The sequence below is a fragment of the Guyparkeria sp. genome (genome assembly GCF_041687595.1).
Lineage (GTDB): Bacteria > Pseudomonadota > Gammaproteobacteria > Halothiobacillales > Halothiobacillaceae > Guyparkeria.
Map to the genome: position 1 here is coordinate 1 of NZ_JAWLBP010000005.1, position 13,145 is coordinate 13,145.

Genomic DNA, 13,145 nt, shown 5'->3' on the forward strand with positions numbered 1-13,145 from the left:
CGCCAGCGCAGCTATCGCCTGTTCGGCGACCGTCTCGTTGAACCGCCCCACCAGCCCCTGGTCCGATCCGAACACCACCACGGCACGCGCATCGATCGTCTCGCGTCCGGCGGGTGGTTCGCCGATGCCCGCGCCGCCTTGCCGGAAACAGACCCCCAGCGCCAGCAGCACGGACCGGTAGTAGCCGGACAGCGCCCGCACCGACTGCTCGTATTGCCCGATGCTCGTGGCGGCCAGCGCCTTCATGGTTTGCACAACCGACTGGAGGTCCTCCGCCCCGTCGATCTGGTGCCTGAGATCCTCGAGCGTGTCGCTCATGACGCTTCGGACTCGTCCATCGGCAGGAAGGGCCTGAGCAAGTGCCGTGCGTGCTCGACCACCTGCTCACGATCCTCCTGGTCCAGCGATTCGGCCGACTCCAGACGGGCGGCGAGGCTGTCGGGCAAGTCTTCCACCGTTTGGCGCACGGCCTGCTCGGCCTCGTCCATCCGCTCGAGTGGCACCGGGTCGAAAAGCCCCTCGGTCAAGGCCAGCAGCACGACCACCTGCTCGGCCACCGAGAGGGGCGCCGACTCGCCCTGCCGCAGGCAGGCCCGGATGCGACGGCCATGCTCGATGACCTGGCGGGTGTCCTTGTCCAGTCGCGCCCCGAACCGGCTGAAGGTTTCCAGCTCCTCGAACTGGGCATAGGCCAGCTTGAGATCGCCGGCCACCGAGCGGAATGCCGCTCGCTGGGCCTTTCCTCCGACACGCGAGACCGACTCGCCGACGTCGATCGCGGGCAGGATGCCCAGTTCGAAGAGAGCGGGCGACAGGTAAACCTGCCCGTCGGTGATGGAGATCAGGTTGGTCGGAATATAGGCCGAGATATCCTGTGCCTCGGTCTCGATGATGGGCAGCGCAGTCAGCGAGCCGCCGCCACGATCGTCCCGCAGGTGCGTGGAGCGCTCGAGCAGGCGCGAGTGGATGTAGAAGATGTCACCGGGGAAGGCCTCTCGGCCCGGCGGACGCCGCAGCAGCAGCGAAAGCTCGCGGTAGGCCCGGGCGTGCTGGGTCAGGTCGTCGTAGACGATCAGCACGTCCCGCCCCTGCTCCATGAAGTGCTCGGCCATGCTGGTGGCGGCATAGGGGGCGATGTAGGCCAGCCCGGGGGCATCGTTCCCCTCGGCGACCACCAGGGTGGTATAGGCCATCGCGCCCTTGTCGCGCAGCACGGCCAGCGACTTGGCCACCGACGCGGTGCGCTGCCCGATAGCGCAGTAGATGCAGATCACGTCCTTGTCGCGCTGGTTCAGGATCGTGTCGATGGCGATGGTGGACTTGCCGGTCTGGCGATCGCCGAGCACCAACTCGCGCTGGCCACGGCCGATGGGAATCAGGGCGTCGATCGCCTTGATGCCGGTCTGCAGGGGCTCGCTGACCGGCGCCCGGTCCATGATGGGCGGCGCGGGCCGCTCGATGGGCAGCCGTCGGTCGGACATCACCGGGCCGCGCTCGTCGAGGGGGCGGCCGAGCGGATCGACGACGCGTCCGAGCAGGGCCTCGCCGACGCCCACGTCCACGACCCGCCCGGTACGCTCGACCTGGTCACCGGCCGACAGCCGCCAGTAGTCGCCGAGCAGGACGACACCGATCTCGTCCTCGTCCAGATTGAACGCGATGCCGTACATATCGTGCGGGAACCGCAGCAGTTCCTCGTAGCCCACCCCGGGCAGGCCGACGACCCGGGCGATCCCGGTGGACACCGACCGCACCACCCCGATTTCCCGTGGGACGAGTGCCGGCGTGTAGCGCCCTCTCTCCTCGGCCAGCTCGTCGAAGAGCCGCCTCACCCGCTTTTCCAGATTGGCTGTTCCGGCGGTCATGCCGTCGCCTCGCCCCGGTTTCCGGTCTCGTCGCCTTCCTCCGGGTCCACGGGCAGTTCGGCCAGACGCTGCTCGAATTCGTGCAGGTATTCCTCGAGGCTCCAGGCCAGCTTCTCCCCCGGGGCAACCAGCTCGATGCCGGCAATCACGTCGTCGGCCGTCTCGAATTCCAGCGGCACACGGGTGGCGACGACACCCTCTACCGCGTCGCGGACGGCCTCGCGCAGCGTCTCCGACAAGGGGAATGCGCTACGGATACGAACCGGCTCCCCGCCCCGTTCCACGGCCGCGGCAAGGGATTCCGTTTGCGAGGCATCGAGGGTCCGCAGCCGCGCGATGAACGATCGGGCCATCGCCTCTTCGACATCGGCGTCGGCCAGGTCCGCCAGGGCGCGGCGTACCAGCGCCATCACCTCGTCTCGGGCGCGGCGGATGATTTCGTCGCTCAGACGACGGGTCTCGTTGCGAAGGCTGCGTTCGCTCTCCTTGCGCAGGGTCTCTGCCGCCTCTCGCGCCTCGGCGAGGAGGCGGTGCCGTTCGGCATCGGCCTCGCGCCGGACGTCATCGAGGCGATCCTCGCGCTCGCGCTCGAAAACCGCGTTGCGATCCTCGTAGGACTGGCGCTCGCGCTCGGCTTCCTGACGGCTTCGCTCAGCCTGCTCCAGTCGATCCGCGATCCGTTTCTCACGGGCGTCGAGCGCATTGAGCACCGGTCGATACAGGAAACGCTTGAGCAGCCAGAGCAGAACCGCGAAATTGACGATCTGCGCACCGACCGTGAACCAGTCGATCAGCATCGGTCACTGCCCCGCCGCCGCGGCGAAGTGATTCCAGAACGGGTTGGCGAAGACCAGGATCATCGCCACCACGAAGCAGTAGATGGCGGTGGACTCGATCATCGCCAGGCCGACGAACAGTGTCCGGGTGATGGACGGCGCGGCGTCCGGCTGCTGCGCCAGCGAGGTCAGTGCCGTGGCGACGGCGCGTCCCTCACCGAGCGACGGACCGAGCACCCCGATCGCCAGGGTGATCCCGGCGGTGACGATCGACGCCACCGCGATGATTGTCATGCTGTCCATGATGTCCTCGCTTGTTCCACGTTGGTTGTCACGGAGCCGACGGCCCCGGCTTTTGCACCCGGGTGGCGGCGGCGATGTAGACCGTCGCCAGAATGAAGAAGATGTAGGCCTGCACCATGCCGGTCAGCAGGCCCAGCGCCCGCATCACGACGGGAAAGAGAAACGGGCTGATGCTCAACAGGATCCCGACGATCATGGCCCCGCTCATCATGTTCCCGAACAGTCGAACCGCCAGCGCGAGCGTCCGCGAGATCTCGCCAATGACGTTGAACGGCAGCATCAGCACCGTCGGCCGCGTGTACGAGCGCAGGTAGCCGCCCACCCCCTGCTCGGCGATCCCGAAGAAGGGCACCGCCACGAACACGATCAGGGCGAGCGCCGCGGTGGTCGACAGCGATCCGGTCGGCGGCGTGTAGCCCGGTACCACCGTGAAGATGGCCGACACCGCGATGAAGAGGAATAGCGTCCCGAGAAATCCCAGGTATCGGCGTGACTGCGCCAGTCCCACATCCTCGATCTGCTGCTGGATCGCCAGCACCACCACTTCCAGCAGGTTCTGCCAGCGCGAGCGCGCCAGGCCGGTCGACAGCCGGGCGGTGATCAGCCGGGAGACGACTACCAGCACGAGCATCACGATCCAGGTGAACAGGATGGTGGCGTTGAGCTTCACCCAGCCGTGTTGCCAGAAGACGATCTCGTCTGGACTAAGGTGCATGGCGCTCCTCCGCCGGGTTCCCGACCTCGTCCGCCCCGCGCCCCGCCCGCGACGAACGCGTCATCACCAGCCGGACGAGGAGAAAACCGACCAGACAGGCCAGCAACCGATCCCACTCGCCGTCGGCGACCCACCAGAACCCGACGACCGCGACCGTCATGCGCAGCACGAGGCTGACGAGGAACAGCAACGCGGGGTGTCGCGTCGACAGCCCCCGCTGCACGGTCCACCACAGCCCGACGAAGAAGACCAGGCCGAGCATGACGCCGGCCAGCGCGGCCATCAGCAGGGTGACGGGATCACTGCTCATCGTCTCGTTCCTCCGTGTCGTCGCCGGACCGATCGTTGATGGCGCGATCCTCCCTCGCGATCCAGCGCCAGGCATTCAGGCAGCCGAGCAGGAGCCCGGCCACCAGCAGGCTGAGTGTCCAGGAATACGGGGCCGGATAATGCTTGTCCAGCCAGACCCCGAGCACCGCGCCCAGCAAGGTCGGCACGGCCACCGACCAGCCGACCAGCCCCATCATTCCCAGTCCGAACCAGACGCCCGCCGACCGGTCTCCCCGCGCGAGCAGCTTGCGCCGCACCCGGCTGGCGACCGCTCGACTGAAGTCGCTGCTCTCACGATTGTTCTCCGGCTCGTCCGGTCGTCTGTCGTCAGTCATGCCGGAACTCCACCAGTCGCCGCATCAGCCCGATCTCAAGCTTGTCCAGGACCGAACGCACCCGGCGCTCGTGATCGTCCATCGTCCGATACTCGCGCTCCACCAGTTCCCGCAGGTCCGCCAGGTCTTCCCCGGCCACCGCGTGACGCACGGAGACGACCACCGTGCTGCCGGTCTTGATCATCAATCCCTCGTCGACTGCCATCCATGCCTCCTCCCCATTGCGCTCGTAGGTAAGAATCCCCGGCGTCAGGGCGGCCACGCAGTCCAACCGCCGCGGCAGGATTCCGAACGAACCGTCCGGGGTTTCCGCCACGACGCTCGTGACCGCCTCGTGCCGGGCGAACACGCGGAACGGCAGCAGCACCTCAAGCGTCATTCCGATCGAGGACACGACCTTCCTCCCGGGACGACTCCCCTTTCTCCTCCAACTCGCCGTCGGTCTGCGCTTTGGCCCGCTCGCGGGCCTGGTCAACCGTGCCGATCATGTAGAGGGCGCTCTCGGGGCAGTCGGCAAACTCGTCGTCAAGAATACGTTCGCAACCATCCAGCGCATCGTCGAGACCGACCTGCCATCCGGGCAACCCGGTGAACGCCTCGGTGGTATGAAATGGCTGGGTGAGAAAGCGCTCCAGCCGCCGCGCCCGCGCCACGATCCGGCGATCCTCGGGCGACAACTGCTCGATGCCGAGCATGGCGATGATGTCCTTGAGCTCGTCGTACTGGGCCAGGGTACGCCGCACCTTCCGGGCCAGCCGGTAATGGCGTTCGCCCACGATGCCCGGCGTGACCATCTTGGAACTCGACTGCAACGGGTCGATCGCCGGGTAGAGCCCCTCACTCGCCCGCTTGCGGGAGAGCACGATGGAAGCCGAGAGGTGCGAGAAGGTATGTACCGCCGCCGGGTCGGTGAAATCGTCGGCAGGCACGTAGACGGCCTGGATCGAGGTGATTGACCCGGACTCGGTGTTGGCGATTCGCTCCTCGAGCTCCGCCAACTCGGTACCCATGGTCGGCTGGTAGCCCAGCCGCGATGGCATCTGCCCCATGAGCCCGGAGACCTCGGATCCCGCCTGGATGAAACGGAAGATGTTGTCTATCAGCAGCAGCACGTCGCGCTGCTCGTCATCGCGGAAGTACTCGGCCATGGTCAGCGCGGCATGACCGACACGGAAGCGGCTGCCCGGCGGCTCGTTCATCTGGCCGAAGACCATCACCATGTTCGACAGCACCCCCGCCTCGCGCATTTCGCGATGGAGCTCCTCGCCCTCGCGGCAGCGTTCGCCGATGCCGCAGAAGATACTCACTCCTTCCTGCTGACCGATCATGTTGTGGATCATCTCGGTCAGCAGCACCGTCTTGCCCACGCCGGCGCCGCCGAACAGGCCGGCCTTGCCGCCACGCTCGAGCGGCATGAGCACGTCGATGATCTTGATGCCGGTCTCGAAGATCTCCGGCCGGGTCGACCGCCGGGCCAGCGCCGGGGGGTGAGCATGCACGGACCGCCAGCGAACGTCGTCAAGTGGTCCGCCGCGATCGATGGGGTTGCCGAAAACGTCGAACATGCGCGACAGCACCGTCTGGCCCACCGGCGCCTTCAATGGCGCGCCGGTGTCGACCACCGTGTCACCACGGGCGAGCCCCTGAGTCGGAGTTAGTGCAACGCCCCGAATCCGGTCTCGACCGCTCTGCCCATACACCTCGATCACGATCTCCCGCTCGGAGCCGGCGCGCAACAACGAACGGATGGCGGGCAGCTGGTCGTCGAAGCGAACCTCGATCACGCTGCCGCGCACGGAGACCACGCTACCCTGATTCATCTCGGCTCATCGCTCTGGTGGCGGTTCTGACGCAAGCGTAGGCCACGCCCCGCCCAATCGCATCCGTCATGCAGCAACGAAAATGCCCCGCACGAAGTCGTGCGGGGCATTTGGGGGCGTCGACCCGGGCGGGACGATCTATATGATCAATGCCCCTTGCCCTGCAGCCGATCCATGACGGCATAGAGCACACCGGAGAGAACGAAGGTCAGGTGGATTCCCACCATCCAGGCGAGATCACGATCCGACAGGTTCTCGACGTTCATGAACGATTTCAGCAGTTCGATCCCCGAAATGGCGACGATCGAGCCGATCACCTTGATCTTGAGATCGGTGAAGCCGATGTGCCCCATCCATTCCGGCCGGTCGTGATGGCTGTGCAGGTCGTCCATCTTCGAGACGAAGTTCTCGTAGCCCGAGAAGATGATGATGATCAGCAGGTTCATGATCAGCGCCACGTCCACCAGGGTGAGCACGCCGATGATGACCTCCGATTCCTCGAGGGTGAAGGCGTGACTGAACAGGTGAAGCAACTCGGAGCCGAACTTGATCAGCAGAAGCAGCATCGCGCCGACCAGCCCGAAGTAGACCGGCGCCATGATCCAGCGGCTACCGAAGAGAAAGTGCTCGAAGTAATGCTCGGCGTTGCTCGAACGCCGCGGGACGGGGTTGGTCGGCTCGGATTCCACAGTCGGACCTCGTGATAAGTGAACTCGATCGCCCGCGCGGCGAGCGGCAGGGCCGGGATCGCCGCGCAGGCGGAAGCTAAAGGGTGTTCGGGTCGCCCGCGGATCGAGCGGGAACGGCCCGGGGCAATCGCTGAACGGGTCCCGGGCCACAAGGCTGGCCCGGCGCACGGTTCGCCATCGAGGGCGATGACGCAGTCATGCCGGCAACCACATCCATCGGTTGCGACGGCTCGGTGGCACCCGGATCCGGTCAGTAGCCCGCTATGCTACCACCGGCTCAGCCGCGTCGGGATAGGCCCTTGCCCGAGGCGAGGTACCCCGGGGCGATGTCCTCGAGCCGGGTGGGCTCGCGGGGGCACTCAGGCGAGCAGACATTCGCGCGACGCATGGAGTCGTAGTTGTCCCGCGAGAACGGCTTGCCGGGCACCCACTCAAGCACGCGAGCCTGGAGCCGCGATGCCCAGCCGGGCAGACCGACCACCCAGCGCGGATGGCCACTGGTATGCGCTGCGTACCGCACCAGGTCGCCCAGCGAATAGTCGTGCGGACCGCACAGGTCGTAACGCTGCCCGAACGTCTCGGGGTCGTCGATCGCGGTGACGAATCGGTGAGCCACGTCGCCGACGTAGACCGGGGAGAATCGCGCGCCGGCACAGGCCAACGGGAAGATACCCGGCATCAGGCGGGCCAGTTCCGCGAAACGGTTGAGGAAGGAGTCCTCGGGCCCGAAGATCACCGATGGGCGAAAGCTGGTGACCGCAATGCCGTGCTTGCGGCCGAACCGGTGCACCCAGTTCTCCGCCTTGCCCTTGCTCCGCTGGTAGTAGCTGGTGCCCTCCTCCTCGTCGGCACCCAGCGCGCTCATGTGGAGGTAGCGTGGCACGCCGGCGTCGGCCGCCGCCCGCAGGGCCGCCTTGGTCAGCTTGATATGGACGCGCTCGAACCCCTTGCCGTTATGACGCGACTCGTTGAGGATCCCGACCAGGTTGACCAGCAGCTCCGTCCCTTCCAGCAGCTCGGCCAGTTCCGGCGCCTCGCGCCGAGTGGCCAGGTCCGAGTCCCCCGGCGCATTCATGTCGCAGAGCACCACGCTCGGCCACAGCCCCATGTCCCGGTGACGGTCGGCATGCCGACTGGGCACGACCACCTCGTAACCGCGGCGGGACAGTTCGCGAACCAGGTAGCGGCCCACGAAACCGGTACCCCCGAGCACCACGGCCCGGGGGAGCCCCCGGGGATCATTCGTTCCACCGACTGCGTGCGATTCGTCCATAGTCTCCCTGTGACCCTGTGGCCGATTCCTCGAAGGAAGGTAGAGTACACTCTGCCCTGCCGCATCCATAGCACGGCCGTATTCCCACCCCAACGGAACCCGGACAGGACGCCATGAGCTCGAGCGACGAAATCACCCGGAAGGATGCCGCGACGATCACCGAGACGCTCATCGTCGGCGGCGGTGCCAGCGGCCTGGCGGCCGCCTGGGAACTGGCCCGTCACGGCCAGGCGGTCACGCTGCTGGAGCAGGCCTCGCAACCGGGCGGGAACATACGCAGCCTGCGCGAGGACGATTGGCAGATCGAGATCGGCCCGAACACGCTGATGGTCAAGCCGCCGCTCTACGAGCTCCTGCGGGAACTGGATCTTGACGACGAGGCCATCTTCGCCGGGGAGGCAGGCAAGAAGCGTTACATCGCCAAGGGCGGGCGGATGCACGCCCTGCCCACCCATCCGCTGCAGGCCCCCTTCAATTCGCTGATCGGTGCGGCCAGCTGGCTGCGCATTCTCCGCGAGCCCTGGGTCAAACCGCAGGCCGCCCATGAGGAAACCCTGGCCGAGTTCGTCGAGCGGCGCCTGGGCCGCAACATCCTCGACTACCTGGTCGACCCATTCGTCTCCGGCGTCTATGCCGGTGATCCGCACCGACTCTCGGTCGAGGCAGCCATGCCGCGCCTGCATGCACTCGAGCGCGAGCACGGTTCGCTGATCCGCGGCGGCCTGGCCACCATGCGCAAGGCCCGCCGGCAGGCAAAGGAGCATCCCCCGGCCATGCCCCGCGAATGGCGCGGCAAGCTGATCAGCTTCGCCGATGGCATCCGGACGCTCACCGACCGCCTGGCCGAGCGCATCGCCTCGGCTCCCCACGCCGCCATCCACTGCGACCGCCCGGTGCGGCAGGTCACCCGCGAGGAGGGCCGATGGCAGGTGACCGATGCCCAAGGCAGGCACTGGCAGGCGGAACGTCTCGTGCTGGCCACGCCGGCTCATGTGAGCGCGCGCCTGCTCGCACCAGTGGATCCGTTGCTCGCCGAACCGCTCGACGAGATCGTCTACCCGCCCGTGGCGTCGGTGGCGCTGGGGTTCCCGCCGGGGCTGGTCGCCCATCCGCTGGATGGCTTCGGCGTGCTGATCCCGCGGCGCGAGAAGCGACGCACCCTGGGCGCGCTGTTTTCCTCGACGCTGTTCCCCGGACGTGCACCCGCCGGTCACAAGCTGATCACCGCCTTCATCGGCGGACGACAGGACCCGGAAGCGCTGGAGATGAACGATGCGGAACTGGTGCGGCAGGTGCAGAACGATCTCGCGGACCTGCTGGGCATCGAAGGCCAGCCGATCTGGCACCGGGTCAACCGCTGGCCGGAGGCCATCCCGCAGTACGAACTGGGGCACTTGGCCCGCATGGAGCGGCTCGACCGAGCACTGGAACACCATCCGGGCCTGTCACTGATCGGCAATTGGCGCGGCGGGATCGCCGTGGGTGACTGCCTGGAGAACGGCCGGGCACTGGCCGAACAGATACGTTCGGCCGCCCGAAACGGCGGCTGAACGGGTCAGCGTCGACGATCGTCGCGCCCGATACGATCCTGGTCGCGGGACTCTCGTGGCGTGACGTCCTCGGCCTCTCCCTCGTAGACATTGCCGCCGCCCCGGGGGCCGGTGTCGAACGGGCCGCCGCCCTTGCCGCCACGTTCAACCACCACTTGCTGCAGCCGGCCGGCCAGCCAGGCACCGAACGCGAGCCGCCGCAGGAACGGCGTGACCAGCACCAGGCCGAACAGGTCAGTGATCGGACCGGGCAGCAGGAGCATCAGCCCGCCGAGGAAGTTCGCGGCCACGCCCAGTCCGTCGACCTCACCGCGCCCGGTGCGGGCCATGTCGCGCTGAGCCCGCGCCATGGCGTTGGGACCGGCCGTGCGCATCAGCCACGCACCCCAGACGCCGGTGGCGAGAATCCAGAGCACCGTCGCGAGAAAGCCGACCGCTGCCCCCATGGCAATCAACAGCACCAGTTCGAGGAGCGGGAGAAGAAAGATGAGTCCGGACAGTTTTCTCATATGAAGCGGTCGACCTGCACAAAGTCGGATGAATTTCAGACTGCTGACAGTCTAATGAATTGCAGACTAATGATTGTGAAGCTAGGCTTTCGTTCGGAACTCATGCGCCATCGGCAGGACCAAACCTGCCGGCGGTTGCCATAAAGTTTTCGAAAACCCTCGCCACACGACAATAATGACGATCGAACAGAGCACAATAGCACTGGTCATCACCACCTTCGACGATCCTCGGTCCGCGGACGCATTCAGCGCCAGGCTCCTGGACGACGGGCTGGTGGCCTGCGTCAACCGTGTGGGCCCCGTGACCTCGTCCTATCACTGGCAGGGGGAGGTCTGCCGGGACGAGGAATACCAGCTTCACATGAAAACCAGCCTCGAGCGCGTGGATGATCTCAAGGCGGCCATCGAGCGCCTGCATCCCTACGACTGCCCCGAGGTGCTCATCCTGCAAGCCGGAAGCAGCCAATCCTACTCACAATGGGTCCAGCAATGCGTTCGAACCACCCCCTGATGTCGTCCTCCCTGCCGCTCGCATTCCGCCGCGGCCTGATGGCGGGCATGGCCCTGCTCGCCATGACGTGGGCCACCCTCTCGGCCGCCCAGCCCGAACTGCTCCCGCCCGAGGAAGCCTTCGGGGTACAGGCCCAAGCCGAGGATGGCGACATCCGGCTCGACTTCCAGGTGGTCGAGGGCTACCACCTCTACCGCGACAAGCTCGAGATCGAGGCCGGTGACGGCCTGACAATCGGCGACCCCGAGCTGCCCGAAGCGGTCGTCGTGGACGACCCGGTCTTCGGCGAGACACCGGTGTACAAGGCAGACTTCACCGCGCGGGTGCCGATCACCGAGAGCGCCGGGGGCGAGACGACGATCACGGTCAACTACCAGGGTTGCTCCGACATCCACGGCGTCTGCTACCCGCCGGAAACCCACGAACTCCCCGTCGACCTGCCCGAGACGTCAGTCGCCGCGGCCGGCGAGGAAGCCGGTGCCGACAGCGACCGTTCGCGTAGCGGTGGTCTGAGCGGCCTTTCCGCCAATGCCGAACCCCTGGACCCGGAGGTGGCCTTCCGCCCGGATATCACCGTTGACGGCTCCTCGGTGTTCGTACGCTTCGACGTCGCCCCCGAGTACTACCTCTACCGCGACCGCCTCAAGGCCGCCGTGGCGAACGGCGACGCCGAGATCACGGCAGCCGCTCTTGGCGAGGGCGAGCGCAAGGATGACCCCAACTTCGGCACGGTCTGGGTCTTCCACGACCAGCTGGACACCGAGCTGTCGGTGGACGCCGACGCGCCTTACACGCTGGTGATCGGCTACCAGGGCTGTGCGGACATGGGCCTGTGCTACCCGCCGATGGAGAAGGCCTGGCGCATCGATCCTGCCTCAGGTTCGGCCGAACGGCTCGACGAGATCCCGGGCGATGTCGGCGACCTGCCGGCGGTCGAGGAACTGCCGGCGATGGATGGAACCGCCCGTCCTGATCAACCCGCTGACGTGGCCGACTCGGCCGGCGCCGGTGCCTCGGGCGCCGAGACGACCGCCACCGAGGGTGCCTCGGAAACCGACCAGATCACCCAGCGCCTGATGTCCGACAACCTGTGGGCCATCATCATCGGCTTCCTGGTCTTCGGCCTGCTGCTCGCTCTTACGCCCTGCGTCTTCCCGATGATCCCGATCCTCTCGGGCATCATCGCCGGGCACGGCGAGCACATCACCACACGCAAGGCCTTCATCCTGTCGGTCGTCTACGTGCTGGCCATGGCGATCACCTACACCGTCGCCGGGGTGCTGGCCGGCATCTTCGGCGCCAACCTGCAGGCGGCCTTCCAGAACCCCTGGGTCCTCGGCACCTTCGCGGCGATCTTCGTCGCCCTGGCCATGTCGATGTTCGGATTCTTCGAACTGCAGCTGCCCTCCTCGCTGCAGTCGAAGATCATGCAGGCACAGAACCGCCAGCAGGGCGGCACGCTTACCGGTGTAGCGATCATGGGCTTCCTCTCGGCGCTGATCGTCGGCCCCTGCATGGCGCCGCCACTGGCCGGAGCGCTGATCTACATCGGCCAGACCGGAGATGCCGTACTCGGCGGCGTGGCCCTGTTCGCCCTGTCGATCGGCATGGGCTTGCCTCTCATCGCGGTGGGCACCCTGGGCGGCAAGTACATGCCCAAGGCCGGCACCTGGATGAACCTCACCAAGGCAGTGTTCGGCGTACTCCTGCTGGGCGTGGCGATCTGGATGCTCGAGCGCGTGCTGCCGGCCTCCGTCGCCCAGTTGCTGTGGGCCGGTCTGATCATTGCCTCGGCCATCTACATGGGCGCGCTAGAACCCATCCGCGAGGCGGCTTCCGGCTGGATGCGCCTGTGGAAGTCGATCGGCCTGGTGCTGCTGCTCTGGGGGGTACTGATCCTCATCGGCGTGGCCGCCGGTGGCAAGGGAACGGTGTTCGCCCCGCTCTCGGGCATCAATATCGGTGGCGGCACTGCCCAGACGGCCGAGCTGCAGTTCCGTCAGGTGAACGACGAGGCCGAGCTCGACGAGGCACTGGCACAGGCGAGGAACGCCGGCCAGCCCGTCATGCTCGACTTCTATGCCGACTGGTGCGTGGCCTGCAAGGAAATGGAACACAACACCTTCAGCGACCCCGGGGTCATCGAGGCACTCGACGGCTTTCTGGTGCTGCAGGCCGACGTGACGGCCAACAACGCCGATCACAAGGCCCTGCTCAAGCGCTTCGACCTCTTCGGCCCGCCCGGGATCATCTTCTGGGACGCCCAGGGCGAGCGCGTGCGCCAGCACTGGGTGGTCGGCTACCAGCCGCCCGAGCGCTTCCTGACGCACGTCACGGCGGTAGCGAATCGCTGACGCCAGGCGTCGACGAGCCCCGCTCCGGCGGGGCTTTTTTGCACCTGAAAGCAAGTTCGTGAAAAATCGGCCAAATAGCGTCGATCCGCAAAAAACTACCGGCGAACACGTGGAC

Annotated in this window: 15 protein-coding genes; 3 read left to right on the forward strand and 12 right to left on the reverse strand. The window is 66.7% G+C overall.

Features of this window, described 5'->3' with window-relative positions; all coding sequences use genetic code 11:
* From ACESL5_RS01680 to ACESL5_RS01730, 11 genes are all read right to left on the reverse strand, one after another.
* On the reverse strand, window positions 1–318 hold a 318-nt coding region (locus tag ACESL5_RS01680), incomplete at its 3' end, for a F0F1 ATP synthase subunit gamma (protein ID WP_372591044.1).
* Window positions 315–1,865 carry an alternate F1F0 ATPase, F1 subunit alpha gene (locus ACESL5_RS01685; RefSeq protein ID WP_372591045.1) on the reverse strand — a complete coding sequence of 517 codons (1,551 nt, stop codon included), beginning with the start codon at window positions 1,863–1,865 and terminating at the stop codon, window positions 315–317. The genes ACESL5_RS01680 and ACESL5_RS01685, both read right to left, overlap by 4 nt.
* The gene (locus ACESL5_RS01690) at window positions 1,862–2,662 is read right to left on the reverse strand and encodes a F0F1 ATP synthase subunit B (RefSeq protein ID WP_372591046.1); all 801 of its coding nucleotides are present in this window, start codon (window positions 2,660–2,662) and stop codon (window positions 1,862–1,864) included. Before ACESL5_RS01690 ends, ACESL5_RS01685 begins: the two co-directional genes overlap by 4 nt.
* A gap of 3 nt (window positions 2,663–2,665) precedes the next feature.
* Window positions 2,666–2,944: a F0F1 ATP synthase subunit C gene (locus ACESL5_RS01695; RefSeq protein WP_372591047.1), complete on the reverse strand. Its 279-nt coding sequence runs from the start codon at window positions 2,942–2,944 to the stop codon at window positions 2,666–2,668.
* A 28-nt stretch (window positions 2,945–2,972) separates the two neighbouring features.
* Entirely contained in the window at window positions 2,973–3,659 is a 687-nt protein-coding gene (locus ACESL5_RS01700) for a F0F1 ATP synthase subunit A (RefSeq protein ID WP_372591048.1), read from the reverse strand.
* Entirely contained in the window at window positions 3,649–3,969 is a 321-nt protein-coding gene (locus ACESL5_RS01705; RefSeq protein ID WP_372591049.1) for an ATP synthase subunit I, read from the reverse strand. Before ACESL5_RS01705 ends, ACESL5_RS01700 begins: the two co-directional genes overlap by 11 nt.
* A complete protein-coding gene (locus tag ACESL5_RS01710) occupies window positions 3,959–4,324 on the reverse strand; it encodes an AtpZ/AtpI family protein (RefSeq protein WP_372591050.1) in 366 nt (121 codons plus the stop codon). The genes ACESL5_RS01705 and ACESL5_RS01710 overlap by 11 nt, the downstream gene beginning before the upstream one ends.
* Window positions 4,317–4,718, reverse strand: coding sequence for a F0F1 ATP synthase subunit epsilon (locus ACESL5_RS01715; RefSeq protein ID WP_372591051.1), 402 nt, complete (start codon window positions 4,716–4,718; stop codon window positions 4,317–4,319). The genes ACESL5_RS01710 and ACESL5_RS01715 overlap by 8 nt, the downstream gene beginning before the upstream one ends.
* On the reverse strand, window positions 4,693–6,144 hold the full coding sequence (gene atpD, locus ACESL5_RS01720; protein WP_372591052.1) for a F0F1 ATP synthase subunit beta: 1,452 nt from the start codon (window positions 6,142–6,144) through the stop codon (window positions 4,693–4,695). The genes ACESL5_RS01715 and atpD overlap by 26 nt, the downstream gene beginning before the upstream one ends.
* Before the next feature lie 146 nt (window positions 6,145–6,290).
* The gene (locus ACESL5_RS01725) at window positions 6,291–6,833 is read right to left on the reverse strand and encodes a TIGR00645 family protein (protein ID WP_372591053.1); all 543 of its coding nucleotides are present in this window, start codon (window positions 6,831–6,833) and stop codon (window positions 6,291–6,293) included.
* Between the two features lie 277 nt (window positions 6,834–7,110).
* Window positions 7,111–8,106: a complex I NDUFA9 subunit family protein gene (locus tag ACESL5_RS01730; protein ID WP_372591054.1), complete on the reverse strand. Its 996-nt coding sequence runs from the start codon at window positions 8,104–8,106 to the stop codon at window positions 7,111–7,113.
* A 113-nt stretch (window positions 8,107–8,219) separates the two neighbouring features.
* Between ACESL5_RS01730 and hemG the strand changes: the two genes are divergently transcribed.
* Window positions 8,220–9,656 carry a protoporphyrinogen oxidase gene (hemG, locus tag ACESL5_RS01735; RefSeq protein WP_372591055.1) on the forward strand — a complete coding sequence of 479 codons (1,437 nt, stop codon included), beginning with the start codon at window positions 8,220–8,222 and terminating at the stop codon, window positions 9,654–9,656.
* 5 nt (window positions 9,657–9,661) lie between these two features.
* Here hemG and ACESL5_RS01740 read toward each other — a convergent pair whose 3' ends face one another.
* Window positions 9,662–10,165 (reverse strand): FxsA family protein, encoded by a 504-nt coding sequence (locus ACESL5_RS01740; protein ID WP_372591056.1) that lies wholly within the window; start codon window positions 10,163–10,165, stop codon window positions 9,662–9,664.
* Window positions 10,166–10,340: 175 nt separating this feature from the next.
* On the opposite strand from ACESL5_RS01740, the gene cutA reads away from it, so the two are divergent.
* The gene (gene cutA / locus ACESL5_RS01745) at window positions 10,341–10,676 is read left to right on the forward strand and encodes a divalent-cation tolerance protein CutA (RefSeq protein ID WP_372591057.1); all 336 of its coding nucleotides are present in this window, start codon (window positions 10,341–10,343) and stop codon (window positions 10,674–10,676) included.
* Complete coding sequence (locus ACESL5_RS01750) at window positions 10,676–13,030, forward strand: protein-disulfide reductase DsbD (protein WP_372591058.1); 2,355 nt, start codon at window positions 10,676–10,678, stop codon at window positions 13,028–13,030. The genes cutA and ACESL5_RS01750 overlap by 1 nt, the downstream gene beginning before the upstream one ends.
* The last annotated feature ends 115 nt before the right edge of the window (window positions 13,031–13,145 follow it).

What these genes read in the sequence shown, in the direction of transcription:
- ACESL5_RS01685 (WP_372591045.1), bottom strand. Translation starts at nt 1,865, where the DNA reads ATGACCGCCGGAACAGCCAATCTGGAAAAGCGGGTGAGGCGGCTCTTC.
- ACESL5_RS01690 (WP_372591046.1), bottom strand. Translation starts at nt 2,662, where the DNA reads ATGCTGATCGACTGGTTCACGGTCGGTGCGCAGATCGTCAATTTCGCG.
- ACESL5_RS01695 (WP_372591047.1), bottom strand. Translation starts at nt 2,944, where the DNA reads ATGGACAGCATGACAATCATCGCGGTGGCGTCGATCGTCACCGCCGGG.
- ACESL5_RS01700 (WP_372591048.1), bottom strand. Translation starts at nt 3,659, where the DNA reads ATGCACCTTAGTCCAGACGAGATCGTCTTCTGGCAACACGGCTGGGTG.
- ACESL5_RS01705 (WP_372591049.1), bottom strand. Translation starts at nt 3,969, where the DNA reads ATGAGCAGTGATCCCGTCACCCTGCTGATGGCCGCGCTGGCCGGCGTC.
- ACESL5_RS01710 (WP_372591050.1), bottom strand. Translation starts at nt 4,324, where the DNA reads ATGACTGACGACAGACGACCGGACGAGCCGGAGAACAATCGTGAGAGC.
- atpD (WP_372591052.1), bottom strand. Translation starts at nt 6,144, where the DNA reads ATGAATCAGGGTAGCGTGGTCTCCGTGCGCGGCAGCGTGATCGAGGTT.
- ACESL5_RS01730 (WP_372591054.1), bottom strand. Translation starts at nt 8,106, where the DNA reads ATGGACGAATCGCACGCAGTCGGTGGAACGAATGATCCCCGGGGGCTC.
- hemG (WP_372591055.1), top strand. Translation starts at nt 8,220, where the DNA reads ATGAGCTCGAGCGACGAAATCACCCGGAAGGATGCCGCGACGATCACC.
- ACESL5_RS01740 (WP_372591056.1), bottom strand. Translation starts at nt 10,165, where the DNA reads ATGAGAAAACTGTCCGGACTCATCTTTCTTCTCCCGCTCCTCGAACTG.
- cutA (WP_372591057.1), top strand. Translation starts at nt 10,341, where the DNA reads ATGACGATCGAACAGAGCACAATAGCACTGGTCATCACCACCTTCGAC.
- ACESL5_RS01750 (WP_372591058.1), top strand. Translation starts at nt 10,676, where the DNA reads ATGTCGTCCTCCCTGCCGCTCGCATTCCGCCGCGGCCTGATGGCGGGC.